The sequence below is a fragment of the Citricoccus parietis genome, from assembly GCF_042433045.1.
In the GTDB taxonomy this organism is placed as follows: Bacteria; Actinomycetota; Actinomycetes; order Actinomycetales; family Micrococcaceae; genus Citricoccus; species Citricoccus parietis.
In genome coordinates this window covers 73,814-99,188 of record NZ_JBHLWH010000014.1, presented here as the reverse complement: position 1 = coordinate 99,188, position 25,375 = coordinate 73,814, and the positions used below count along the sequence as shown (strand labels likewise).

General features: G+C 70.4%; 22 protein-coding genes. 14 read left to right on the top strand and 8 right to left on the bottom strand.

The annotated features are described in order from the left end of the window. Positions 1 to 141: 141 nt before the first annotated feature. Together ACFFIO_RS05490 and ACFFIO_RS05485 are read right to left on the bottom strand one after the other, a co-directional pair. Entirely contained in the window at positions 142 to 939 is a 798-nt protein-coding gene (locus tag ACFFIO_RS05490) for a PspA/IM30 family protein (RefSeq protein ID WP_378040583.1), read from the bottom strand. A 137-nt stretch (positions 940 to 1,076) separates the two neighbouring features. Next, complete coding sequence (locus ACFFIO_RS05485; RefSeq protein WP_378040582.1) at positions 1,077 to 3,206, bottom strand: TPM domain-containing protein; 2,130 nt, start codon at positions 3,204 to 3,206, stop codon at positions 1,077 to 1,079. 255 nt (positions 3,207 to 3,461) lie between these two features. Here ACFFIO_RS05485 and ACFFIO_RS05480 point away from each other — a divergent pair, with 255 nt between their 5' ends. Both ACFFIO_RS05480 and ACFFIO_RS05475 read left to right on the top strand, forming a co-directional pair. Beyond that, complete coding sequence (locus tag ACFFIO_RS05480) at positions 3,462 to 5,003, top strand: S1C family serine protease (RefSeq protein WP_378040581.1); 1,542 nt, start codon at positions 3,462 to 3,464, stop codon at positions 5,001 to 5,003. A gap of 23 nt (positions 5,004 to 5,026) precedes the next feature. Beyond that, positions 5,027 to 5,917, top strand: coding sequence for a PIG-L deacetylase family protein (locus ACFFIO_RS05475; RefSeq protein ID WP_378040580.1), 891 nt, complete (start codon positions 5,027 to 5,029; stop codon positions 5,915 to 5,917). A gap of 7 nt (positions 5,918 to 5,924) precedes the next feature. On the opposite strand, the gene ACFFIO_RS05470 is transcribed toward ACFFIO_RS05475, so the two are convergent. The 5 genes from ACFFIO_RS05470 to folP form a co-directional block, all read right to left on the bottom strand. Next, on the bottom strand, positions 5,925 to 7,529 hold the full coding sequence (locus ACFFIO_RS05470; protein ID WP_378040579.1) for an anti-sigma factor domain-containing protein: 1,605 nt from the start codon (positions 7,527 to 7,529) through the stop codon (positions 5,925 to 5,927). 168 nt (positions 7,530 to 7,697) lie between these two features. Then, entirely contained in the window at positions 7,698 to 8,198 is a 501-nt protein-coding gene (locus tag ACFFIO_RS05465; RefSeq protein ID WP_378040730.1) for a tRNA (cytidine(34)-2'-O)-methyltransferase, read from the bottom strand. Positions 8,199 to 8,305: 107 nt separating this feature from the next. Further along, on the bottom strand, positions 8,306 to 9,271 hold the full coding sequence (locus tag ACFFIO_RS05460; RefSeq protein ID WP_378040578.1) for a J domain-containing protein: 966 nt from the start codon (positions 9,269 to 9,271) through the stop codon (positions 8,306 to 8,308). After that, complete coding sequence (locus ACFFIO_RS05455) at positions 9,268 to 10,065, bottom strand: pyrimidine reductase family protein (protein ID WP_378040577.1); 798 nt, start codon at positions 10,063 to 10,065, stop codon at positions 9,268 to 9,270. The genes ACFFIO_RS05460 and ACFFIO_RS05455 overlap by 4 nt, the downstream gene beginning before the upstream one ends. Next, positions 10,062 to 11,063 carry a dihydropteroate synthase gene (folP, locus tag ACFFIO_RS05450; RefSeq protein ID WP_378040576.1) on the bottom strand — a complete coding sequence of 334 codons (1,002 nt, stop codon included), beginning with the start codon at positions 11,061 to 11,063 and terminating at the stop codon, positions 10,062 to 10,064. Before folP ends, ACFFIO_RS05455 begins: the two co-directional genes overlap by 4 nt. Positions 11,064 to 11,065: 2 nt before the next feature. On the opposite strand from folP, the gene ACFFIO_RS05445 reads away from it, so the two are divergent. The 12 genes from ACFFIO_RS05445 to ACFFIO_RS05390 all read left to right on the top strand — a co-directional run bounded on the left by ACFFIO_RS05445 (position 11,066) and on the right by ACFFIO_RS05390 (position 23,905). Further along, positions 11,066 to 11,872 (top strand): hypothetical protein, encoded by an 807-nt coding sequence (locus tag ACFFIO_RS05445; RefSeq protein WP_378040575.1) that lies wholly within the window; start codon positions 11,066 to 11,068, stop codon positions 11,870 to 11,872. After that, positions 11,872 to 12,339: a hypothetical protein gene (locus tag ACFFIO_RS05440; protein WP_378040574.1), complete on the top strand. Its 468-nt coding sequence runs from the start codon at positions 11,872 to 11,874 to the stop codon at positions 12,337 to 12,339. Before ACFFIO_RS05445 ends, ACFFIO_RS05440 begins: the two co-directional genes overlap by 1 nt. Then, a complete protein-coding gene (locus ACFFIO_RS05435) occupies positions 12,336 to 13,163 on the top strand; it encodes a hypothetical protein (RefSeq protein WP_378040573.1) in 828 nt (275 codons plus the stop codon). Before ACFFIO_RS05440 ends, ACFFIO_RS05435 begins: the two co-directional genes overlap by 4 nt. A 6-nt stretch (positions 13,164 to 13,169) precedes the next feature. Next, positions 13,170 to 14,030, top strand: a complete 861-nt coding sequence (locus ACFFIO_RS05430; protein ID WP_378040572.1) for a hypothetical protein — start codon at positions 13,170 to 13,172, stop codon at positions 14,028 to 14,030. A 29-nt stretch (positions 14,031 to 14,059) separates the two neighbouring features. After that, entirely contained in the window at positions 14,060 to 15,340 is a 1,281-nt protein-coding gene (locus ACFFIO_RS05425) for a cysteine desulfurase family protein (protein WP_378040571.1), read from the top strand. A gap of 45 nt (positions 15,341 to 15,385) precedes the next feature. After that, the gene (gene mnmA, locus ACFFIO_RS05420; protein ID WP_378040570.1) at positions 15,386 to 16,582 is read left to right on the top strand and encodes a tRNA 2-thiouridine(34) synthase MnmA; all 1,197 of its coding nucleotides are present in this window, start codon (positions 15,386 to 15,388) and stop codon (positions 16,580 to 16,582) included. A gap of 189 nt (positions 16,583 to 16,771) precedes the next feature. Then, complete coding sequence (locus ACFFIO_RS05415) at positions 16,772 to 18,424, top strand: ABC transporter substrate-binding protein (RefSeq protein WP_378040569.1); 1,653 nt, start codon at positions 16,772 to 16,774, stop codon at positions 18,422 to 18,424. Positions 18,425 to 18,478: 54 nt separating this feature from the next. After that, a complete protein-coding gene (locus ACFFIO_RS05410; RefSeq protein WP_378040729.1) occupies positions 18,479 to 19,558 on the top strand; it encodes an ABC transporter permease in 1,080 nt (359 codons plus the stop codon). A gap of 1 nt (position 19,559) precedes the next feature. After that, entirely contained in the window at positions 19,560 to 20,603 is a 1,044-nt protein-coding gene (locus tag ACFFIO_RS05405; protein WP_378040568.1) for an ABC transporter permease, read from the top strand. Then, positions 20,600 to 22,333 carry a dipeptide ABC transporter ATP-binding protein gene (locus ACFFIO_RS05400; RefSeq protein ID WP_378040567.1) on the top strand — a complete coding sequence of 578 codons (1,734 nt, stop codon included), beginning with the start codon at positions 20,600 to 20,602 and terminating at the stop codon, positions 22,331 to 22,333. The genes ACFFIO_RS05405 and ACFFIO_RS05400 overlap by 4 nt, the downstream gene beginning before the upstream one ends. Positions 22,334 to 22,337: 4 nt before the next feature. After that, positions 22,338 to 22,715, top strand: coding sequence for a chorismate mutase (locus tag ACFFIO_RS05395; RefSeq protein WP_378040566.1), 378 nt, complete (start codon positions 22,338 to 22,340; stop codon positions 22,713 to 22,715). Beyond that, complete coding sequence (locus tag ACFFIO_RS05390; RefSeq protein ID WP_378040565.1) at positions 22,715 to 23,905, top strand: uroporphyrinogen decarboxylase/cobalamine-independent methonine synthase family protein; 1,191 nt, start codon at positions 22,715 to 22,717, stop codon at positions 23,903 to 23,905. The genes ACFFIO_RS05395 and ACFFIO_RS05390 overlap by 1 nt, the downstream gene beginning before the upstream one ends. A 126-nt stretch (positions 23,906 to 24,031) precedes the next feature. Here ACFFIO_RS05390 and ACFFIO_RS05385 read toward each other — a convergent pair whose 3' ends face one another. Beyond that, entirely contained in the window at positions 24,032 to 25,342 is a 1,311-nt protein-coding gene (locus ACFFIO_RS05385; RefSeq protein WP_378040564.1) for a DUF58 domain-containing protein, read from the bottom strand. Positions 25,343 to 25,375: the final 33 nt, after the last annotated feature.

The following is a 25,375-nucleotide window of genomic DNA, read 5'->3' as shown; positions in this document are numbered from 1 at the left end:
AACCATTGGTTCGGGGGTTTTCTGCTGTCTGGACCACGACGCCGGCCCCTCACCTTCCAGCCGCTGTCCCTGGCGGGCACGGGGAAGGGGAGGGGCCGGCGTCGTAGTCCGGGCCGGTGATCCCGGAGCCGGGTACCGGAATCAGTTGGACTGGGTGGTGGCACCCTCGGAGTAGTCCAGCTCGTTCTCGCCGGTATCTGTGGCGTTGCCGGCGGTCAGGGACTGGGTCCCACCAGCCTTCAGCGCGGCAAGGCGGGCCTCGACCTCAGTCTGCTCGCCCAGGTCCTCGAGGGACTCGAACTGGGCGTCCAGGGACGAGGCGGCCAGCTCGTTCTGGCCCCGCACGCGGGCCTCCTCACGGCGGACCTTCTCCTCGAAGCGGTTGACCTCGGAGGAGGGGTCCATGATGTCGATCGACTTCACGGCGTCGTGCACCGCGGACTGTGCCTGGGCGGACTTGGCGCGCGCGGTCAGCTCGTCCCGCTTGGAGACCAGCTGGCGGCGCTTGTCGTTCATCTTGTCCAAGCCGTCCTTGAGCTTGGCCACGATCTCGGTCTGCGAGGCAATGGTCGGCTCCGCAGCCTTGGCAGACTTCTCGGAATCCATCTGGCGCTCGATGGCGACCTTGGCCAGGTTGTCGAACTTGTCCGCGGAGGCCGTGTCACCGGCGGTGCGGAACTGATCAGCCTTGGAGGAGGCGGCCAGGGCCTTCTGGCCCCAGCTCTTGGAGGCGTCCAGGTCCTCGTTGTAGTCGTCCTGGATCATGCGCAGGTTGCCGATGGTCTGGGCCACGGCGGCCTCAGCCTCGGAGATGCTGTTGGTGTAGTCACGGACCATCTGGTCCAGCATCTTCTGCGGGTCTTCGGCCTTGTCCAGCATCGAGTTGATGTTGGCCTTGGCCAGGGTTGCAATTCGGCCGAATATGGACTGCTTTACCACGTTGTCGCCTTCCGCTCATTCCGTGAGGGCCCCGGGGTTTTCCGGAGCTCCGTCTCCCGTGTCCCGCTGACGGGCGTTGGGCCCGGCACCTCGCGGCACCGGAAAATCTGTGGACCGTGTCGCCCTCTGGTCCGTTCCTAGAAGCTACCGCCACCGAAGTCGCCGAAGCCACCGCCGCCGAAGTCCCCGCCGCCGAGGCCGCCGCCACCGCCGAAGCCTCCGAAGCCGCCGCCGCCCCAATCGCCGTGGTCATTGTCCCCGCCGAGGATGCCGCCCATGAGGATGCCGCCGAGGATGGCCCCGCCGAGCCCGGCACCGAAGCCGCCGCCCCCGCCCCCGCCATAACCACCACGGCCGCCGTAGCCGGCACCGGCGCCGGCGTAGCCGCCCCACTGATTGAGGTCCTGCTGGGCCAGCTGGCTGGCGCGGTCCGCCAGGGAACTGGACTGGTTCGCCAGGTTCAAGGCGGTCACCGGGTCCTGTCCCGAGAGCCGGACGGCGTCCTGAAGGGTCCGCTCCGCCTCGGCCAGCTTGGTCCGGGCCTGGCTGCCCACGGCACCGCGGCGGGCCGCGATGAAGTCCTGGGTGCCATCGATCTGAGCCTGGGCCTGCCGGATGGTGGACTGGAGCGCGGAGGCGGCCCGACGCTCCTGCTCCTGACGGTCCCGGATACCGGACAGGGGTGCGTCGAGCTGGCGGTGGGCCTGCTCCAATGACTGCAACAGTCGGAAGGGGGCCGGCCGGCCTGCGGCGATCTCTGATCTCACGCGGGACAGGGTCTGCTGCAGACCGGCCGCCGGCCCGGCCAGCTCGGTGTGTTGGCCGGCCTCCACGAGGGCCTGGGCCTGGGCGAGGTCCTGCTGGGACTGGTTGACGCCGGTCTGCAGGTTCTCCATGGCGACCTCCAGGTGCTGGCGGGCCTTGGCCACGGCCTCCACCAGGGTGGTGGTCTGGGCCACGGCCTCCTCGCCGGCCCGGATCGCCAGCACAGCGGTGGAGGGGTCGGAGGCGTTCAGGGACTCCTGGGCCTTCTGAGCGGCGGAGCGGACGAACTCCAGGCGCTCCCTGGCCTGGGTGGCGTTGTCGTTGACCTCGGCCAGCGCCACGTCCGCGTACCGGTGGTGCAGGTCAACGAGTTCCTGTTCGGCCCGGGCCACCGTGTCCGCCACCTCGTCGGCACGGGCGTTGAGGGACTCCAGGGCGACGCCGGCGTTCTTCTCCAGGTCGCGGAGCTCGTCGAACTCCCGGGTGTGGGCGGAGAGAGACTCGTTGACGGCCTGGCACCGGGCGATGATGTCCTTGAGCCAGGCGCGCTGCTGCTCCTCGGTGTCCGGGATGTGATCGTCCAGCTGGTTCTGCAGCTTGTAGGACTCGCGCATGTGGTCCTTGGCGGTCTCGATGTCCTTCGTGAAGGTCTCCACCGACCGCTCGCCGTAGGAGGCCATAGCGAAGCCGACCTCCTGCTCGGAGGACCGGATCGCGTCATCGGCGCCGATGAGCATGGAGCCGGCCTTGGTGCGCAGATCCTTGACGGACATCTCATCGAGGGGGTCCTTCGGCCCCTGCGCCCCGCGGGCGGGCTGACCCTGCTGCTCCGCCTTGGACTTGTTGCGGCGCATCAGGGCGTAGCCGCCGCCGGCGAGGGCGGCCACCGCCACGCCGCCGGCGATCCAGCCGCCGGCCCCGCCGCCCTCACCCGACGTGGAGGATCCGGAGACCTGGCCGTCGGCGGCGTCCACGATCCCGTTCACCGTCGAGAGCGCCACCGCCTCCCAGTCGTCCTCGCCCACGGACGGCAGCTCCGGGGCGACGTACTCCTGGATGATCTCGTTCTGCAGCGGATAGATGCTGTTGGCCTGGTCGGCGCCATAGCGGTAATCGCCTGACTCCACGGACACGGCCAGGAGGGAATCGGTGGACCCCATCGAGTTGGCCTGTGTCACCTCGAACGCCCACTCGCTGGGATCCATGGTCTGACCGGCCTCATCCGTGAACTCGTCCACGTACACCACGAAGAGGTTCTGCCCCTCCTCGGTGCGCAGGTCGTTAATGGCCTGGGTGATCTCCTGCTCCTGGGCGGAGGTCAGCACCTCGGCCTCGTCCACCACGAAGGTACGCGGGGGGATGTCCACGGGGGCCTCGGCCCGGGCCGCCTCGGCGAGGGCCAGTCCGCCGGCCATGGTCAGTCCCGAGGCCAGCAGGGCACTCGAGGCCAGGACGGCGGGGGAGAGACGGCGCGGTTGCACCGCAGGGGCCTGGGACTTCATGGATCACCCTTCAGGGGTACACGTGGGATGGTGGCTGCTAGCAGAAGTCTATGGGGCGTTTCCGGACGTTCGCCATGAAGACGTGTGCGCCGTCGGCGAACCGTCGAGCATGCACTCAGGATTCGTCCAGCGAACACGATCCCCGCAGACAGGATCGAGCGGCAGGATAGACGGTGCGGTGCGGCCCGAGCGGCCTGACCGACCACGACGACGGACAACCCACGGCGGGTGCTCCGGCAGGAAAGGACGACGACCATGAACGAAGCGGACCACAACGGCACCGAGGGTACCGGCGGGCAGCACGGGGAGACGCCTTCCGTCCCGCCGCGTCCTGAGACCCCGCCGACGTCCGCCCGGTCGTCTGAGCCGCTCTCGGCCAGCAGGGAGCCCTACCCCCGCTGGAATGAGACCCAGTCCCTACCCCGCACAGATGCCTCAGACCAGGCCACGGATGCGCCGGAACCGGGCGCACCTGTCGCGGACTCATCCCACCAGGCACATCATCACGACGCCGGCCCGGCGAGGAAGCGCCGCACCGTCGGCGTCGGTGCACTCGTCGCCGGCATGCTGGTGGCCGGCCTGGCCGGTGGCGGCGTGGCCGTCGGGGTCAACGCGGCCACGGACGACAACACCGGCTCGGCCGGCACGGGCTCCGTCCAGGAGCAGGGCCACGGCCTCGACATCAACCGCTCGGAGGATGCCACCGCCGTCACGGCCGCGGCTGCCAAGGCGGCCCCGTCCGTGGTGACCCTCTCCGTCTCGGCTGGTCAGGCCTCCGGGTCAGGTTCGGGGGTCATCCTCGACAACGAAGGGCACATCCTCACGAACACCCACGTGGTGACGCTGGGCGGACAGGCCGGAGATGCCGACATCACCGTCCAGACCGCCGACGGGGAGGTGCACACCGCAAGCATCGTCGGGACCGACCCGGAGTCCGACCTCGCCGTCGTCAAGATCGACGCCGAGGGGCTGACACCCATCGAGATGGGGCAGTCCTCTGAGTTGAACGTGGGCGATTCCGCCATCGCCATCGGTGCCCCCCTGGGACTCTCCGGCACCGTCACGGACGGGATCGTCTCCAAGCTGAACCGCACGATCTCCGTGTCCTCCTCGGCCGTGCCCGAGGACAGCGGGGAGGGCGGCAGCCAGGATGCACCTGACTTCGAGATCCCCGGGTTTCCCGCCCCCGAGCAGCAGCAACAGCAGGCCCAGGGATCGATCTTCATCAATGTCATCCAGACCGACGCCGCCATCAACCCCGGCAACTCCGGCGGCGCGCTCGTGGACGCCCAGGGCCGGCTGATCGGCGTCAACGTGGCGATCGCCTCCGCTGCCGGGTCCTCGGGCTCGGATTCCTCCGGCAACATCGGCGTGGGCTTCTCCATCCCCGTCGACTACGCCCAGCGCGTGGCCCAGGACATCATCGAGAACGGAGAGGCCACCCACGGCTTCCTCGGCGTATCCGTGACGCCCCAACCCGCCACCCCGGCCGGTTCCGAGCCGAGTGCCGAGGCCAGTGGCACCGGTACCAGTGAACAGAACGCCCTGTCCTCCGGCGGATTCAGCGCCGGTGCCCGCGTGGTCGAGGTGGTTCCGGACACGCCGGCCGCCGAGGCTGGGATCGAGGAGGGTGACGTCATCACCGGCGTCGGCGACCGATCCGTCGCGGACAGCGAGTCGCTGACCGCCGTGGTGCGTGAGTATCCCGAGGGCGGAACAGCGACGGTTCACTTCACCCGGGACGGCGAGGAACAGTCTGCGGAGGTCACGTTCGTCTCGGATGCGAACCAGGACTAGCGACAGAGGGCACCATGGAGGTCATGATGCCGCTGACGATGCCTCTCAAGACTCCTGCCGAACTGGCTGCCGACCACGGCTGGACGAAGGTCCTGGCCTTCGGCGCCCATCCCGATGACCTCGACTTCGGAGCCGCCGCGACGGTCGCCGGGCTGACGCGGGCCGGCGTCGAGGTGACCTATGTGGTCATGACGGACGGGGACGCGGGAGGCTTCGAGGCCGAGAACCAGCACACCATGACGGAGCGCCGGCACCGGGAGCAACGGGAGGCCGCTGCCCATCTGGGCGTGCGGGACGTGGAGTACCTGGGGGAGCGGGACGGCTACCTGGAGCCCTCGCACGCCGTGATGGCCAAGGTGGTGGAGGCGATGCGCCGTCACCGGCCTGACGCCGTGTTCACCATGTCCCCAGAACGGGACTGGGACCGCCTGCAGCGGTCCCATCCGGACCACCTCGCCGCCGGTGAGGCGGTCGTCCGCGCGAGCTACCCGGCGGTGGAGAACCCCTTCGCCTATCCGGAGCTGGCCGAGCGGGGGCTGGAGGCGTTCCACCTGAAGTGGCTCGTGGTGTACTGTCACCCGGCGGTCCGGTCCAACCTCGCCGTGGACGTGACCGGGTTCGAACAGGACAAGCTGGCCGCCCTGCGCTTCCACGCCTCGCAGCACCCCGACGTGGCGGCGATGGAGGCCTTCGTCCTGGACGGCATGGAGCAGCTGCACCGGGACTGGCTCGCCGCAGCGGGCCCACCTTCCGCCGCTGGAACGGCGGACTCGAAGGCCCCTGCCGACACGGTGTCCGTGCCGGATCATCCCACCGCGACCACCGCTGCAGTCACCGCCGACGGCCGCCGCCGGTTCGTGGAGACCTTCCAACTGGTCAGCGTCAACGACCCCACCACGATCAGCGGGTTCTAGGCGAGGGTCAGTCCTCGTCACCTTCGTCGCCACCGGCGCCTTCGTCGTCACCGGCGCTGCCGTCGTCCTCGGGCGGCGTCGGGGTGCTGTTCGGGTGACCGCCGTAGATCGGTCCTTGTGTCACCTGGTGGACGAGGTCGACGTTGCCCAGCGAGGCCGACGTCGGGGTGTCCGAGCCGCCCTCCGGCTCCAGGGTGACCACGAGTTCGCGGAATCGCTCGACGCCGCGGAAGGTGACCGGGTCCTGGAGGTCCTCGAGCGTGTGGGTGCCCAGACTGTGCGGTGCCGAGCCGTCGATGGGGAACAGCCACAACTGGAACACGTTGCCCTCGCCCGGGGACGGCATGCCGGCGAACGTCACGTACGCGAGGTCCTGGTCCTTGGACACGTGTCCCTGCATGGAACCGCCGTCCGTGAGCGAGGTCTCCCGGGTGGTGAAGGAATCCTCGGCGCTGTCCACTGCCGAGACGATGTCCGGTCCCACGATCAGCCGCACGATGGTCCAGACGCCCAGGACCAGGATCAGCAGCCAGGCCACCACGAGCATCCACTTCTTCACGGGGCGCTTGGGCGTCCCCCCATGGTCCGGAGACTCGGAGGGCCCCAGTCCGTCCACGAGTCCCATGCCGACGTCCTGCGCCGGCAACCGGTGCAGCAGCTCGTCGAGCAGTTCCGAGGGCGGTTCGTGCGCCAACCCGCGGAACGCCCACGTGACGGTGCGGCGGGCTCCCTCGATCCGGGCACGCCACAAGGTCGTGAACTCGGGGCCCTGACGGGAGAGGAAACGGTCCAGTTCCTCGCGTTCGGGATCGGCCACGGCATCGAGGGCCACCAGGTCGGCCCACTCCTTGGCCAGGCCGTTCTCCATGTCCTGGCTCAGGTTTAGGGTGAAGTTGCGCGTGGTGCCGGTGCGGGCCGCGATCTCCGGGGTGACCGCACGGTGCAGTACCGGATCGTCCTCACTGGACCGCCCGAGGAACTTCTCCTGGTAACGCGTGGAGACGCGCTGGACGGCGTCCCGCAGCCGGGACTTCACGGTGGGCACGGCGATGCCGAGTTCCTCCGCCACCTGGCGGTAGGTCCGGCCCCCGGCCCAGGCCAGGTCCAGCGCCTGGAACTGGGCCGGGGTCAGCACGGACAGCACTGTGGTCGGCTGGCGGTGACCGCCCTCGGCAGCACCGGCGCCGTCCGGCAGCAGCCCGGCACCGTATTCTGGCAGCGCATCCTCGCGCAGCAACCGCGTCATGGTCTCGTGCGCCAGGACCTCGAGCCAGCACAGGACCGAGCGGTGACGGGCGCGGACGGAGTCATCGTCGAACCGCTCGTGCGGGGCGGCGTCCCAGACCCGGACATAGGTCAGCACCGTGGCCTCGTCGGCGTCGGCCTCGGAGGCGAAGATGGAGCACGCCAACCCGTAGACCCAAGGGGCCGTGGCATCGTAGAACGCGGAGAAGGAGGCCTGGTCGCCCTCGCCGGCCAGTCGCAGCAGGTCATCGAGGCCGGGGAGGCCGAGGTCCGTCGCTGCGGGCGAGGTCGCCGAGGTCGCCGACGGGACAGGCTCGTCTTCCGGGACGGTCGGACGATCGGGGAGACCGGGAGCGTTCTTCTTCATGGTGCTTCCAGCATAGGAACGCTGGGCCACCCCGCCCTGATGCCACGCGGACCGTGACCGGTCCGCAATGCGGGGATCAGCGGGGATCAGCACGGATCAGCGGAACCCAACGGCATTCAGCGGGATCAGCGCAAGCCGGCAGGGAAACAGCGCGGGGTGGCCCACAGCTCAGGCGGAGCCCGCGAAGCCGTGCTGGCGCCAGGCCTCGTAGACCGCGATCGAGGCGGAGTTGGCCAGGTTCAAGGACCGCCGGGAGGGCTGCATCGGCAGCCGCACACGGGAGGTGACCCGGGGATCGCTCAGGACCTCGGCCGGCAGGCCCGTGGACTCGCGGCCGAACATCAGGACGTCACCGGGGCCGTAGTCGATGTCTGTGAACAGGCGATCGCCACCGGACGTGAAGGCGAAGACCCGGGCCGGCAGCAGGGCCGCCAACGCCGTGTCCAGGTCCGGGTGCACGGTCATCACGGCGAGGTCGTGGTAGTCCAGGCCCGCTCGGCGGAGCTTGGCGTCGGAGAAGTCGAAGCCGACCGGTTCCACCAGGTGCAGCTCTGCCCCGGTGATGGCCGCCAGCCGGATCACGTTACCGGTGTTGCCCGGAATCTCCGGGGAGTGCAGGAGGATCCTGAACCCCGGGGTGCCGGGGGCCGGGCCCCTCGGGGCCTCCAGATGTGGGTTGGTCGGAACGGCGTCGGGCGTCGCGGCCCGGCGGGACACGGGATCGGGGGAGTCGGAAGGCACCCGGCCCATAGTAGTGGGGCCGCGTACTCGACGGCTCAGTACATCGCGCCGAGCAGCCGGGCCAGGAGCCGGCGGTCCACGGTGCCGGACAGCGGGCCGGTGCCGAGGAACATCTTCACGTCGCGGCTGAACTGCAGTGCGTTGGCCGGCGGGTCCGTGAGGAATCCCGCGTCCGAGTCCAGCACCGAGCGTGTGCGCTCCAGCTGGATGACGGGGGCGTGCGGATTCTCGTCCGGGCCGAGGACCAGGATGAACCCGCCGACGCTGCAGTCCGGGAAGGCCCGCTGGAGGGCGACCATCGCCGGGGCCAGGGACGGCGGTGAGAGGCGTCGGTCGCCGCGCCACATCTCCGCCCCGTCCCACCGGTAGACCCCTTCGGGGACCTGCATGGATCCGATCACCGCCAGCCGGTCCCCGCACAGCACCACGTGGTCGATGGCCCCGGAGTTGAGCCGTCCGAAGGTCAGGTGCAGGCCGGTCACGAGGCGGCTGGCCGGCAGCGATCCGAGCACATGGTTCTGCAGCGTGCGGATGGTGCGTGCCTCGCGCACAAGTCGGTGGCCGGCCGGCAGGATGCCACGCTTGCGGGGTGCCCCGTGGATCTGCTGGGAGCTGCGGGCCAGGTCGAGCACCATCTCGTCCTCCAGCGACGGCACATAGGTGATGGTCCCGGCACCGTTGCGGTCTCCTCCACTGCCCCTGCCCGCGGACCGGCCGCGCCCGGACCGGGTGGAGAAGGCGGGGCCCGACGCCGGCCCGGCCGGCCGCGACGACCCGCCCCGGGCGCTGAAACTGCGATCGTACTCGCGCCGGGACTCAGGGGTGCCGACCAGTTCCCAGGCGTAGCTGACCAGCCGGAACTCTGCTGCGTCCCCGCCATAGTCCGGATGGGTGCGGCGGGCCGCGCGCCGCCAGGCCGACTTGAGCGTGGCGGTGTCCGCGTCGAAGGGGACGCTGAGGACCTCGTAGGCCGAGCGGCCACCGAAATCTGCGGGAGTCACGGTGCCGTCACCCGGTACCGCAGGAACAACGCCCCGTCTTCCTCGAGCAGGCCCACGAGGTCCATTCCGGCGGGGCTGGCCAGGTCCGCGCCCCCGATGATCCGGCCGCCCGCACCACCGGCGAGCAGTGGCGAGAGGGACAGGCACAGCTCGTCGGCCAACCCGGCGGCGGTGAAGGCCCCGAGCAGCGTGGGTCCACCCTCCGAGTGCACGAGCCGATGGCCGTGTTCGGCCAGCACGGCGCGGATCCGGGCCGGTTCGGCCTGATCCGAACCGCAGTCCACGACGTCGGCGACCTCGACGAGCGCGGCCCGCCGGCCGGCGTCGGCCCCGGTGGTGGTGAGGAGGAGCGGCCGGACCGGGGCCGTGGTGAAGAAGGTGCTCTCCGGGTCCAGGTCGAGGGATCCGGAGACCAGGGCGACCGCAGGGTGGGAGGGCAGCCCGCGGGCCTCACGCCAGGCCCGATCCTCCGCGGAGACCAGGTCGCCGCCGTAGCCTTCGGCACGAACGGTCCCGGCCCCTACAAGGATGACGTCCGCGGGCCGGCGGAGCAGGGCGAAGAGCCGCTGGTCGGCCGGCGTTCCGAGACCATCGGAGCGTCCGTGGACGGTGGCCGCGCCGTCGGCCGAGGACACGAAGTTGAAGCGCACCCACAGGCCGTCCCGCGAGAGGTCCCCGCGGCGCTGGTCCTGGCCGGGCGGGGCATAGAACGCCACGAGGTCGTCGTCGGTCAGGTCCGCGGTGAGGGTTGGACTGGCCAGGCCCGAGGGGTAGGGATGGACGAGTGCTCTCATGGGTTGACTCCTTCGGTCACGGGGGAGGCCGGTTCCCGGCCGTCCCAGTGGGCGGCATCCCCGGGTCCCGCTGAGCGGCCAGCGTCCCGGTTGAGTCCGTGCATGTTGTGCTCCAGTCGGTGCGGCTCACGCCAGCCCATGATGGCCTCGGTCATCCGGATCGCCGAGACCGACGGCCCCACCTGGTGCATGCGCACCACGCGGGCACCGTTCAGGACGCACACCTGGGCCGCCGCCAGGGACCCCGCCAGCCGGGCCGATTTGTGCTGGTCCAGGGTCTCGCCGATGAAGTCCTTGTTGGACACCGCCGCCAGGGCGGGGAATCCGAGGGTGGCGAAGGCGTCGAAGCGCCGGGTGATCTCCAGGGAGTGCCGCGTGTTCTTGTTCAGGTCGTGACCCGGGTCCACGATGATCTTCTCCTCCGGGACCCCGAGGGAGACGGCCAGGTCGATCCGCCGCAGCAGGTACTCGCGGATCTCGGCCACCACATCGTCGTAGCGGGGCGACGGCACCGGGGTGCGCGGCGTGGCGAGGGAGTGGGTGATCACCAGGTGGGCGCCACCGGCGGCCACCACGCGGCCGAGATCGTGGTGGAACAGACCGGTGGTGTCATTGACGACGTCGGCCCCGGCCGCGATGGCACGCTCGGCCACCAGCGGCTGGAAGGTGTCCGCGGAGAGGATCGCGGTGGTCGCGGGGCCGCGGCCGGACCGCAGGGCGGCGATCACCGGCACCACGCGGTCGGCTTCCTCGGCCGGGGGCAGCTCCGGTCCGGGGGAGAACGGGACCCCGCCGACGTCGACCCAGTCCGCGCCGTCCTCGGCCGCCTGCCGGGCGGCGCTCACCGCGGCATCCAGGGCGAAGGTCGCGCCGTCGTCGTAGAAGGAGTCCGGGGTGCGGTTGACCACGGCCATCAGCAGGATGCGCGAGCGGAAGTCCACGGTGCGGTGCGCGAAGCGCTGGACCGGGTGTCTGAACTCCGGCTCGACCATGGGCATCGGTGGCGGACTCCTCGGGTGGATGCGGCCGGCGGACCACGTGCCCGCCTGCAGACATTCTGGCAGGAACCGCCGGCATCGAGATTCCGATCGCCAACGATCATGGGGCCGCCTACGGGGCCGGGTCCACCACCACCGGCTACTTCAAAGACCTCGGCGGGACGATCTACTACGAGTACGAGCCGCCACGGACGCCGACCTTCAGCCGGCGGGAGTTCCTCCGCGGCATCCCCAACCTGGCCCAGGGACTGGATCCGGACGGCAAAACCGTCAAGGTCGAGCTGCCCGAGCCGGACTTCCACCGCCCCATCACGATCAGCGGCGACGGCCTGGACGCCGACGGGAACCGACTGACCCAGCCACGTGGCGTCCGGATCGGCGGAGGGGCACTCTCGGTCCTGGCCGCCGGATTCACGTTTGCCAGCGAGCGGGAGGCAGCCGAGGAACGCATCCTCCAGGAGGACCCGAACATCTCGGAGGAGGAATTCGAGAACCGGGTGGGCGAGGAGACCCTGATCCGCGGCGGCTCGTCCATCGCCACCGGTGCGGTCACCGGCCTGGCGATCGGTGCGGCCGTCGGCTCAATCGTCCCGGTGGCCGGCACCGCCGTCGGAGCTGTCGTGGGACTCGTCGGCGGTACACTCGTGGGCATCGCTCTGGAGGCCAGCGGTGCCCAGGATTGGATCAATGACCGAGCCATGGAAACCTGGAACGCCATCATGCCGGAGGCCGTCCAGGAGGCGGCCGGTGAGGCCGGCGATTTCGTGGGAGACCTCGTGACCGGAAAATGGGGAGAACTGTTCGACTGATGACCGTACAAGCATGGCGGCAGCGACGGTGGGACGGGATAGAGTTCGACACCCCCGAATCCTGGGCGGACGTTCCCGGTGAGACCTTCCGGATGATGCACCCCGAGCGGTCCGATCTGGCCTACCGGCCGACGTTCACGGCGCGGGTCATCCATCCACAGGGACGCTCGCTGACCCAGGTCGCCTCTCTCACCGCAGCGTTCAACTCCTCGGCACTGGGTGCCAGCCACTGGGTCGACGCCGCACCCAGCCGACTGAGTTCACCACGGGGCCTGATTGCCGGCCGTCGCATGGTCTTCCTCCACGAGTCGCCCGTGGGCGACCTGGTGACCTACAGCTGGGCGTATGTCCTGGACGAGGAACGTCTCGTGGAGATGAACGCACACTGCACCGTGTTCCAGAGCATCGACCTGCGGCCACTGCTGCTGCACCTGGGCGACACAGCACGGTGGGAGGGAGCTGCATGAGCGCCGAGGACACCGGATCGCTGGGCCGACGGCTCCGGGGCTTCCCGGACCGGGTGCCATCCCTGGACGCCAACGCCTCGTCAGCCCATGGAATGCCGCTGGAATCCCTCGACAAGGTGCGTTCCAGCCAACGCTGGGATCATGCCGGCGAATGGTTCACACCCCAGCAGATCCAGGCGATCCCCGGTGAAGGGCAACCCCTTGATCCGGACCTCGCCGGACGGCCGGGCCTGGATGCGGAGCAGCGCGACGGGTGGCCGAACGTGGCGGCGACCTTGAACTCACCACACGCCCACCGGGTGGACTGCTTCTCCGAGGTCGGCCACACGGCCCTGGAGCTCGTCCTCTCCCGGGACGGATTCGCCGGCTGGGCCGGGCCGGATCCCGTCCGCTCGCTGACGGGCTCCGGTTCCAGCGGGACGCCGACGTCCCACGGGGCACGCCAGTTCGTCACAGGCCCATGGTCGCTGTTGCCCCGACTCATCCTCTCCTGGGCGGGGGTGGCGCCGGTCTGGGCGGGGTGGCCGCCCCTGAGGGGCCCGGCCCGCCTCATCGAGGATCGGCTGTCCGGAGACCGCCTGCACACCGGCGGAACAGCCGACGTGGCCGAGGAACTGGGTCATTGGTGGCTCGTGCGCCTGTCCGGCATCGGACCCGGCGCCGAACCCTGGCTCATCTCGGAACGGCGGGGCTGCATGGTGGTGACCGGTGACTCCTCGTCGGAGGACGTGACGTTGGTCCAGGTCAACTCCCTGAGCATGCTCACGGCGGTGGTCTCCTATTGGGACGCCGCGTTGGCAGGCCTCGCAACGGAAGGTCGGTAAGCCACCATGTGGATCTTCGGCGTGGCCGGCCTGCCGGTACTCCTGCTGGGAATCAACGCCTACCGGGGCGTCTACCGCGGATGGATGGTCAGGCCGTGGATCTACCTGGGCTATCTGGGGCCCGCTGCCCTGGTCATGGGCATCGGCCTTCTCCTGATCGGGCTGGCGGAGACCGGCCGACTGTGGGCTCAGGAGGGCCCCACGACGATGAGCGGCATCATCGGTGTCGGGGGGTTCTTCGGCGGACTGGCCGTGGTGGTCATGGGGCACTTCTTCGCCCAGGTCGGGATGCCGGCCCGCCTGCTGCCGGGATGGGTTCGGGACATCGAAGGGCTGCCCACCCGTCCCCGGGATCCAGACCCCGACGTCTCCGCGATGGCGCCGGACTGGACGTCACTGAAGCGGGGAGCACCGGGCCGTCCCGGCACCGTTCCGGCGGATCCACCGGGCGGGACCGCCGGTTACCGGCCACCGCTCGAACCGGTGTCCGGCAGGACGGGGATGGCCCTGGAGTTCTCCCTCTACGGCAAAGCCAGAACCAAGCAGAAGGAAGGCGGCGAACTGGACCGCCTGCGTTCTTGGGGACTGCTGGATGAGAAATACCACCCGACGCTGGCCGGAAGCCTGATGTTGTCCCGGGTAGCCCGGCGTGGTGTCGACATCTACAGGGTCGCGGTGGAACCGGAAGGCCGGAGGGTGGTCCTGGCGACCCGGGCCGACGACGTCACGGTGCTGGAGTTCCGGCAGGACTGGGATGGCCGGAGAACCGACCTGGACGTCGCCCGCGTCACCTGGGACGTCGTGCAGATGACCGACCCGGAGGAAATCGGGGATCTGGCACACCACTGGCTCGTCTCCGCACCCTGACGGCTCTCGGACCCTCCTACACTGGAGACATGAGCACTTCCGCCTCCCGGACCCGTGTCTACCTCGACCACGCCGCCACCACGGCACTCCGCCCGGTGGCGCTCGAGGCGTTCACGGCCAGCGCCCGGACGCTCGGAAACCAGTCCTCGCTGCACCAGTCCGGCCGCGGAGCCAAGCTCCGGGTCGAGACGGCTCGGGATGCGCTCGCGGCCACTCTGGGCGCCCACCCCAGCGAGGTCGTCTTCACCTCCGGAGGCACCGAGTCGGACAACCTGGCGCTCAAGGGGCTGTACTGGGCACGCCGGGACCGCGCCCGCGCGTCGGGAGCACCAGAATGTCATCGCATCGTGCTCACGGGACTGGAGCACCATGCTGTCCTGGACGCAGCCACCTGGCTGGAGACCCATGAGGGCGCCCGGCTGGACTTCGTCCCGGTCCACGCGGACGGGCGGGTGGACCTGGACGCCTGGCGGGCCACACTGGCCCGGGACCCCGAGACCATCGCCGTGGCCACGCTGATGTGGGCCAACAATGAGATCGGCACCGTCCAGCCGATCGCCGCGGCGGCCGCCCTGGCGGCGAACCACGGGGTGCCGTTCCACACCGACGCCGTCCAGGCCTTCGGCGCCGTGCCCCTCGACTTCCAGGCCTCGGGCGCCACCACGATGGCGGTGACCGGTCACAAGATCGGCGCGCCGGTCGGCGTCGGGGCCCTGCTGGTGCGGCGGGATGCCGCGCTCACGCCGGTGCTCCACGGCGGTGGCCAGGAGCGTGATATCCGCTCCGGGACCATCCCTGCCGCACTCATCGAGGCCTTCGCCGCCGCCGCCACCGAGGCCCATGCCCACCTGCCCGCCGAGCGGGAACGCGTCGGTGCCCTGCGGGACCGGCTGATCGACGGGATCCGTGAGTTCCTGCCCGAGGCACGGCTGACGGGCGCGGAGGACCTCGATCCCCGCACCGGGGAGAGGCTGCCTCCCGGCACCCGCCGTCTGCCGGGCAACGTCCACTTCGTCTTCCCGGGGTGTGAGGGTGACTCCATCCTGTTCGGCCTGGACATGGCCGGCGTGGAGGCCTCCACCGGTTCGGCCTGTTCAGCCGGGGTGCCCCGCCCCTCGCACGTGCTGATCGCGCTGGGCATCGAGGAGGAGTTGGCCCGGTGCGTGCAGCGATTCAGCCTCGGGCATACATCGGAGCCAGCCGACGTTGAGCAGGTGTTGTCCGTGTTGCCGGATATCCACGCCTCGGCCCTGCGCGCCGGCCTGTCCGGGCACGACTCGAGGATCAAGACCGCGAACAGCCAACGCTGACGGGAACCACCGCAGATCGCCGTACACCGAAGGGAAACCACGAACATGAAGGTCCTCGCCGCCATGAGCGGGGGAGTCGACTCCGCCGTTGCCGCCGCCCGCGCCGTGGACGCCGGCCACGAGGTGGTCGGGGTGCACCTCGCCCTGTCCCGCATGCCCGGAACCCTGCGTACCGGCTCCCGTGGCTGCTGCACCATCGAGGACTCCCGTGACGCCTGGCGCGCCTGCGAGAAGCTCGGCATCCCCTTCTACACATGGGACTTCTCCGAGCGATTCAAGGAGGACGTGGTGGATGACTTCGTGGCCGAGTACGCCGCGGGCCGCACCCCGAACCCGTGCATGCGCTGCAATGAGCGGATCAAGTTCGCCGCCCTGTTGGAGAAGGCACTCGCCCTCGGCTTCGACGCCGTGTGCACCGGTCACTACGCGACCGTCCTCCGCAATGAGGCCGGCAGTCTCGAACTGCACCGAGCGGCCGACTGGGCCAAGGACCAGTCCTACGTCCTCGGAGTGCTCACCGCCGAGCAGCTCGAGCACTCCATGTTCCCGCTCGCCGAGACCCCGTCCAAGGACCTGGTCCGGGCGGAGGCGGCCGAGCGCGGCCTGTCGGTGGCCGCCAAGCCGGACTCCCATGACATCTGCTTCATCCCGGACGGGGACACCCGGGGATGGCTGAACGAGCGCATCGAGATGACCGAGGGGGACATCCTGGACACGGAGGGCAACCGCCTCGGCTCCCACCCCGGCGCGCAGGCCTTCACCGTAGGCCAGCGCAAGGGGCTGAGCCTCGGACGTCCCGCCCCGGACGGCCGGCCCCGGTTCGTCCTCGAGGTCCGTCCCAAGGACAACACCGTCGTCGTCGGGTCCAAGGAGATGCTCGCCGTGGACCGGGTCACGGGCATCCGCCCCTCCTGGGCCGGGGCGCCACTGGCCGAGGAGGCCACGGGTGAGTGGTTCGACTGTCACCTGCAGGTCCGGGCGCACGGGGACCCGGTGCCCGCCCGCGCCCGGGTGGAGCGCCCAGGCCGTCCGGACGCCGCGCCGGACAGCCCGGTCAGCCCGGTCGGTGATGGTGCTGCGGACGCTGAGCCTCAGACCCACGACGCCGGCACCTGGGTCATCGAGCTCTTCGAACCTCTCGCGGGGGTCGCGCCCGGCCAGACGGCCGTGCTGTACCAGGGCACGCGCGTGCTGGGCCAGTCCACGATCGACGCCGCCGTCAATGCCGCCCGGGTGGCCTGACGGGGTCTACCCACCGGTACGGTGCATGCGACTCGCCGGTAACTTGAGTTCGGAATTCGACGGATCGCGGCGTACAGTCTGATGTGATCCTGGTCATAGTGACCGTGATCACCTTCACTCGCACCCGCATTCGCACCCGGGTCGGTGGTGTCCTCTTCGGCGTCCACCGACCCTGAGGAGGACACCGTCATGGCCACTATCCGACGCCGCCTGAGCGCGGCCATCGCCCTGGGCGGGGTCACCGCCCTGGCCCTCACCGCCTGCACCGGGCCCGCCCCGAGCGGCGAGGGCAGCGAAGGCGGTTCCGGCGAGGGCGGCGCCAGCAGCGCGCCGATCGTCTACGGCACCACGGACAAGGTCACCAGCATCGACCCGGCCGGTTCCTACGACAACGGCTCGTTCATGCTGATGAACCAGGTCTACCCACTGCTGCTGAACTCCGCCCCGGGCTCCGCCGAGGTCGAGCCGGACCTCGCCGAGAGCGCCGAGTTCACCTCCCCGAACGAGTACACGGTGACGCTGCCGGAAGGCCTGACCTGGGCGAACGGGAACACCCTGGACTCCGCCGACGTCAAGCACACCTTCGACCGTCAACTCGAGATCGCCGATCCCAACGGACCGTCCTCCCTGCTGGGCAACCTGGAGTCCGTCGAGGCCCCGGACCCGACCACCGTGGTCTTCACCCTCAAGGAAGGCGACGACCAGACCTTCCCGCAGGTCCTGTCCTCGCCCGTCGGCCCGATCGTGGATGACGAGACCTTCCCCGCGGACGAGTTGCTCCCGGACGAGGACATCGTGGCGGCAGAGGCCTTCCACGGGCAGTACTCGATCGATTCCTATGAGAAGAACCAGCTCGTGAACCTGGTGCCGTTCGACGGCTACCAGGGCCTGCTGGGGGCGCCGAAGAACTCGCAGGCCTCCATCAAGTACTACGCCGACTCGAACAACCTGAAGCTGGACATCCAGCAGGGCAACATCGACGTGGCCGCCCGCGCCCTGACGCCGACCGACGTCGAGGACCTGTCCGGGGACGACAACGTGGTGGTGCACGAGGGTCCCGGCGGCGAGCTGCGGTACATGGTCTTCAACTTCAACATCATGCCCTTCGGTGCAGAGACCGAGGAGGCGGACGAGGAGAAGTCGTTGGCCGTCCGCCAGGCGATGGCCGATCTGCTGGACCGGGAGGCCCTGTCCGAACAAGTCTACAAGGGCACCTACACCCCGGCCTACGGTTTCATCCCGAAGGAGTTCGAGGGCGCCACCGAACCGCTCAAGGAGAAGTACGGAGACGGCGAGGGAGGCCCGGACCAGGACCGCGCCGCCGAGCGGCTGGAGGCGGCCGGCGTCGAGACCCCCGTGGCCCTGAACCTGCAGTACAACCCGGACCACTACGGCCCGTCCTCCGGTGAGGAGTACGCCCTGGTGAAGCAGCACCTCGAGGCCAACGACCTCTTCACGGTGAACCTGCAGTCCACCGAATGGGTGACCTACCAGCAGGACCGCATCGACTCCTACCCCGTCTACCAGCTGGGCTGGTACCCGGACTACTCGGACGCGGACAACTACCTGTCCCCGTTCTTCGCGATCGAGAACTTCCTCTCCAACGGCTATGTCAACGAGGAGGTCGACCAGCTGATCGCCGAGCAGCGGGTCACCCCGGACGAGGCCGAGCGCAGCGAGAAGCTCGGGCAGATCCAGGACATCGTCGGTGAGGAACTGTCCACGCTGCCGCTGCTGCAGGGTGCCCAGGTGGCCGTGTCCGGTCCTGACGTCGCCGGCGTGGAGGACACCCTGGACGCCTCGTTCAAGTTCCGTCTGGGAGCCGTGTCCAAGGAGGGCTAGTCCACCGTGACCGTAACCGCTGACCTGCCGGGGACCCCGGCCGGCGACGAACCGGTGGCGCTGCCAGGAGACGAGGGAACCGCCCCGTCCGCCCCGACCCGGAAAAGGGGTCTGGGCGGACTGGGCCGCTACATCCTGATCCGCTTCCTGCTCATCATCCCCACCGTGTTCATCCTCGTGACCATGGTGTTCTTCCTGATGCGGGTGACCGGCGACCCGATCACCGCGGCCATGGGCGGGCGCCTGACGCCGGCCCAGCTCGCCGAGCGGATCGCCGCCGCCGGCTACGACCGGCCGCTGCCGGTGCAGTACGTCGAGTACCTCGGCCAGTTGCTCACGGGCAATTTCGGGACGACCCTCTCGGACAACCGTCCGGTCACCGAGGTGCTGGCCACCTACGGCGCGGCCACCCTCGAACTCGTGTTCTTCGCCGTGATCGTCGCACTCGTGGTCGGCATCCCCCTGGGGATGGTGGCCGCGAAGTTCCGCGACCGCTGGCCGGATGCGTTCCTGCGCATCGCGGCGATCCTGTTCTACGCCACCCCGGTGTTCTTCGCCGGCCTGCTGCTCAAGCTCGTCTTCAGCGTGTGGCTGGACTGGCTTCCGACCAACGGGCGGCTGACCATCAGCAACCAACTGGCGCTGGACGGCCTGCAGGCGCCCACGGGCATCTACTTCCTGGACGCCCTGCGCTCCGGGAACATGGCCGCCCTCGGTGACGTGCTCGAACACGCCGCCCTGCCCGCCCTGGCCCTGGGGCTGCTGACCGGCGGCGTGTTCCTGCGCCTGGTCCGCACCAACATGATCGGCACCCTCGGACGCGAGTTCGTGGAGGCCGGCCGGTCCCGCGGAGTCAGCGAGTACCGGCTCACCACCCGCCACGCGTTCCGTCCGGCGCTGATCCCCATCATCACCGTGATGGGGATGCAGATCGCCATGATGATGGGCGGGGCCGTGCTGACCGAGACCACCTTTGAATGGAAGGGACTGGGATTCCAGTTGGCCGAGTACCTGGCTGCGCGTGACTTCGTGGCCGTGCAGGGGATCGTGGTCATGCTGGCCGTGATCGTCGCCGTGACGAACTTCCTCGTGGACATCGTCGCCGCCCTCATCGACCCGAGGGTGAGGTACTGACATGTCCCTGGCCACCACGGTCCGCAAACTGCCGGTCGTCTCCCACCTGGGCCAGTCGGCAGGACTCCAGCGCGGCATGCTCATCGCCGGGCTCGTCCTGACGCTGATCTTCCTGCTCACCGCGGCGCTCGCCCCGGTGCTCGCCCCCTACGGCTACGCACAGATGTCCCATCCCGACGGCGGCGGTGCCTTCCCCACCCAGGGCGCCCCCTCGGCGGAGCACCCCTGGGGCACCACGGTCGGCGGGTTCGACGTGCTCTCCCGCACCCTGTGGGGCGCGCAGACCGCCGTGGCCGTGATCGTCGTCGCGGTGGTGATGTCCCTGATCCTCGGCGTGCTGCTGGGTCTGGTCTCCGGGTACCTCGGCGGCTGGGTGGACCGCGTGCTCGTGGTCATCGCCGATGCAATCTACGCGTTCCCGTCCCTGCTGTTGGCGATCGTCATGTCGATCGTCATCAGCCAGGGCCAGTCGAGCCTGTGGGGTGGCATCATGGCGGCGGCCCTGTCCATCACCGTGGTGTTCATCCCGCAGTACTTCCGCGTGATCCGCGCCGAGACCATCCGCCTCAAGGCCGAGCCCTTCGTGGAATCGGCCCAGGTGGTCGGCAGCTCGCCGTGGCGCATCATGACCCGGCACATCCTGCGCAACGCCACCCGGTCCCTGCCGCTGATCTTCACCCTGAACGCCTCGGAGGCCATCCTCACCCTCGCCGGACTGGGCTTCCTGGGCTTCGGCATCCAGCCCACGGCCGCGGCCGAGTGGGGCTACGACCTCAACCGGGCGCTGTCCGACGTCACCAGCGGCATCTGGTGGACCGGCCTGTTCCCGGGCCTGGCGATCGTGCTCACGGTCCTCGGCCTGACCCTGGTGGGCGAGTCGATGAACGACCTGAACGATCCGCGTCTGCGCACCCGTTCACGGTCCCGCAGCAGGCGCGCAACCGCCGCTGCTGGCACCGCTGCTCCTGCGACGACGACCGCTGCCACTTCCACCGGCACCGCCCCGACCGGCACCGCCCGGACCGACCCGGAGGTCTCCCCGTGACCGAACAGATCGACAGCGCACACCGCCCCGGTCCGGCCGCCCCGGTCCTGGAGGTCCGGGACCTCTCGGTGACCTTCGCGACGGACGGCGGCGACGTGCATGCCGTGCGGACGGCCGACTTCTCCGTCGCACCGGGAGAGGTGGTCGCCGTCGTCGGCGAGTCCGGTTCCGGCAAGACCGTCACCGCCAAGACGGTGCTGGGACTTCTCCCCGAGACCGCGTTGGCCACCGGCGCCGTGGTGGTGTCCGGCCAGAACGTCCTCTCGCTCCCCGGCGCCGAGCTGCGCCGGCTGCGGGGCAGCGCTGCGGCGATGATCTTCCAGGAGCCCTCCACCGCCCTGAACCCGGTCTACACGGTCGGCTGGCAGATCATGGAGGGCCTGCGGGCCCGTCGTCGGGCGAGCACAGCGTCCGGTCGCAGGGCCACCCTCGGCAGGAAGGAGGCCCGGCGCCGCGCCATCGAGGCCCTGCGTGCGGTCGGCATCCCCGACCCCGAGCACCGGGTGGACTACTACCCGCACCAGTTCTCCGGCGGCCAGAAGCAGCGCGTGGTCATCGCCGCGGCCCTGGCCCTGGAACCCGGACTCATCGTGGCCGACGAACCCACGACCGCCCTGGACGTCACCGTCCAGGCCGAGATCCTGGACCTGCTGCGGGAGCTGCGGGATTCCCGTGGCGTGTCCATCATGCTGATCACCCACAACATGGGGGTGGTGGCCGATCTCGCCGACCGCGTGGTGGTGATGTACCGCGGGGAGATCGTGGAGCAGGCCCCCGTGTCCCAGCTGTTCGCGGAGCCCCGAGAGGACTACACCCGGTCCCTGCTGGACGCCGTGCCCCACCTCGGACGGAACTCCGCCTCCGCCGGGGACACCGAGCGCCGCCACCGTGAGGCCACGCCCGTGGTCACCGCCCGGGGCCTGGAGATCGAGTTCGCCGGACGGATGGGGCAGCAGCCGTTCCGTGCCGTCAAGGGGGTGGACTTCGACATCCACGCCGGCGAGGTCTACGGGCTCGTGGGCGAGTCCGGTTCCGGCAAGACCACGATCGGCCGCGCCATCGCCGGGCTCACCCGCGCCACGGGCGGCTCGCTGACGGTCTTCGGGCACGAGATGGTCGGGTTCAGGGAGAAGACGTTCAAGCCGCTCCGCCGGGACATCGGATTCGTGTTCCAGGACCCGGCCGCCTCCTTCAACCCGCACCTGACGATCGGCGAATGCGTGGCCGAGCCCCTCCTCGTCCATCCCGGGGCCCGCAGCGGTGGCGGCGTCAGCGCGGATACCGACCGCACGGTCGCCGAACTGCTGGACGCGGTCCAGCTGCCGTCCGACTATGCCCGGCGCTATCCGCACGAGCTCTCCGGAGGCCAGCGGCAGCGGGCCTCGCTGGCGCGCGCGCTGGCCCTGGACCCCACGCTATTGGTGGCGGACGAGCCGACGTCGGCCCTGGATGTCTCCGTGCAGGCCAAGGTGCTCGACCTGTTCCGCGAGGTCCAGCAGCGCTTCGGCTTCGCGTGCCTGTTCATCAGCCACGACCTGGCCGTGGTGGACCACCTCGCCAGCTGGGTGGGAGTCCTCTACCGGGGGGACCTGGTGGAGGAGGGCATCGGCTCGCAGGTGATGGGCAGCCCCCGGCACGACTACACCCGCCGGCTGGTGGCCTCCCTGCCCGTGCCGGACCCGGAGGAACAGTCACGTCGCCGGAATGAGCGCCGCACGACCGTAGGCTAGGGGGATGATTGATGACCCGGCCGCCGAGACCGGCCAGAACCCGGCCTCCGGATACGACCCGCACGCCTCATCGCTCCAGGGCGAGGCCGATCCGGCGGTGCTGGAGGAGCTGTATGCGATCCGCGGGAGCATCGACAACTTCGATGCCACCCTGGTCTACCTGCTGGCTGAACGCTTCAAGTGCACCCAGCGGGTCGGCCGGCTCAAGGCCGAACACTCCTTGCCACCCTCGGACCCGGGCCGTGAGGCTGCGCAGATCAAACGCCTGCGCACCCTGGCCGAGGACGCCGAGCTGGACCCGGCGTTCGCCGAGAAGTTCCTGAACTTCATCGTCTCCGAGGTCATCCAGCACCACCGCGCCATCGCCGCCGACCGCGCCTGATGCCTGCCGTTCGCGCCACCCTGCTCGGGGCCTGGCCGGGGATGGACCCGGTGTCCGCGTCCCGTGACCTCCTCAACGCCCTGGGTGCCCCACACCTGCCGGTGCTGCCCGAGCTGCCCGCCCGGGGTCCCGGTTCGGATCCCATCGGTCGAACCGCCGGGCTTCTCGAGGAGCTCGCCGTCGACCTGCAGCCTCACGGCTGGAGGCTCGTCCCCGAACCCGGGATGGACCACCGCCGGGCGGTCTCGGCCCTGACCACGGATCGCCACGCCCTGACGGACGTCGCCGGGGAGTCCGGTGTCGACCTGGAAGACCTGCTCGTCCGGGTCACCGGCCCGCTGACGCTGTCCGCCGAGCTGTGGCTGCCCGGAGGTGAACGTTCCCTCTCGGACCACGGGGCCCGCCGGGACGTGGCCCAGTCGTTGGCCGCCGGCCTCGCCGCACACGTCCGGGCGGTCCGGTCCCAGACAGGTGCCGAACGGTTGACCGTGGTGCTGGACGAGCCCCGCGCCGCCGCCGTCCTCTCCGGTGCGCTGCCCACCGCCAGCGGCTACCGCACCGTCCGCTCCCTGCCCCGCTCCGAGGTCCGGGATGCCTGGACCCTGGTCGCCCAGGCCGTGCTCGACGCCGGCGCCGCCGGAATCGTCCTGGCCCCCGGCCGAGCGGGCGCCGGGGAGGAATGGGCCTGGGCGGACTTGGCACTGCTGGCCTCGGAAGCGCTGCCGAGACCCGAAGGAGCCGTGCAGGAGACCCGCTCCGGGACCGGCCGGGATGAGGAGCAGAGGACGGTCGCCCTGGCCCTTCCGCTGGTTCCCCTCGAGGGCCCGGGGTCGGACAGTTCGTGCTGGGACATCGTCGCGGGCTGGACCGAGGCGGGCCGGGACATCGTGTTCCGCCTCCCGTCCGCGCAGACAGCACAGGCGGCACAGGCGTCACAGGCATCACAGTCGACGAAGGCCGTGAAGCCCGAACTCGCAGCCGGCAACGGGCACCCGTACCGGGGCACCGGGGTCACGATCGCCCGGATCTGGGAGCGGATCGGACTGGACCCGGATCTGCTCGGACGGCTGGTCCTGGCAGCACCGGACCAGTCCGCGGCCTCTCACCTGAAGGCCAATCAGGCTTTGGCCTCCGCGGTGGCCACGGCGGAGGAACTCGATCGGATCCGCCAGGACGGCGGCCTGGGCTAGGGGTGCTGCCGAGGGGCCCCCACGCCTTCCCACCGGCCCCACCCCCTTCACCTTCAGTCGAGTTGGGGTGGGTCGCGGGCCGGAAGACCCACCCCGAGTCGACTGAAAACGTCAGTGTCGCAGGGGTCAGAGGCGGCCGGCGGCCTTGAGCCGTAGATAGGTGTCCGCCAGGGCCGGCGGAAGGCGGTGGGGTGCCTCGTCGACCACCTCGACGCCGTGCATTTCCAGCTCGCGCGCGGCGGCCCGCCGTTCCAGCCCCGCGCGTTCGGCAGCCGCTGCACGGAAGGTGGTCTCGGCGTCGTTCCGGGTGCGCGCCATCTCCGCCAGCTGGGGATCGGCCACCGAGGCGACCACCACCTGGTGCCGCGAGGTGAGCGCCGGCAACACGGGGAGCAGCCCCTCCTGCAGGGACGCGGAGTCCAGGTCGGTCAGCAGCACCACGAGGGAGCGCTGACGCGAGACCTTGGCGACCTCCACCGGGATGTGGGACCAGTCCGCGGCCAGCAGGGTCGGCTGGACGGGGGCCAGCGCCGTGACCATCCGGTGCAGCAGGTTGCCCTTCTCCGTGGAGGAGACCCTGGACCGGACGCGGCGGTCGAAGGCCAGCAGCTCCACGCGGTCGCCGCCGGCGGACGCCAGGGCTGCCAGCAGCAGGGAGGCCTCGATCCCGGTGTCCAGCTTCGGCTCGTCGTCCACCCGGGCCGCGGCCGTGCGGGAGGTGTCCAGCACGATCACCACGCGGCGGTCCCGTTCGGGGCGCCAGGTCCGCACCACCACGTCCTGGCGCCGGGCAGTGGCGCGCCAGTCGATGGAGCGGACGTCGTCCCCCCGCACGTAGTCGCGCAGGGAGTCGAACTCGGTGCCGCCGCCCCGGGTCTGCACGGCGGAACGCCCGTCCATCTCGCGTAGTCGGGCCAGGCGGGAGGGCAGGTGCCGGCGCGAGCGGAACGGCGGCAGGATGCTGATCTGTCCGGGGACCGGATGCGTGACCTGCCGGGCCGCGAGGCCCAACGGTCCCCAGGAGCGCACGGTGACCGTGGCGGTGCGCAGCGTACCCCGGCGGCGCGGCATCAGGGTGGTGACCGTCCGGCGTCGTTCACCGGTGGGCACGTCCAGCGCCACCGCCGCATCCGGGCGATCGGAGGCGGACGCCTGACCCGCCGAGGGCTGCCAGGCATCCCGGAGCGAGCCGCGCAGCCGGCGCCGGCCCCGGTTGGACACCAGCACCGCATTGGCCACCGGCTCGTCGAGACGGCTGGAGGCGGGCAACTCGCGCTCGAGCACCAGCGACCGGGGGGAGGCCGCCAGCGCGAGGTCGACGCCGGACACCAGGGTCAGCGCGAGCAGGCACCAGCCGATCGTGTCCAGCCCGGGGCGCAGCACCACCGGCAACAGGCACACCAGCGCCACCACGAGGAAACGGCCGGAGAAGACCATCAGCGCACCATCCTCAGCCCGCCGCCAGCCTCA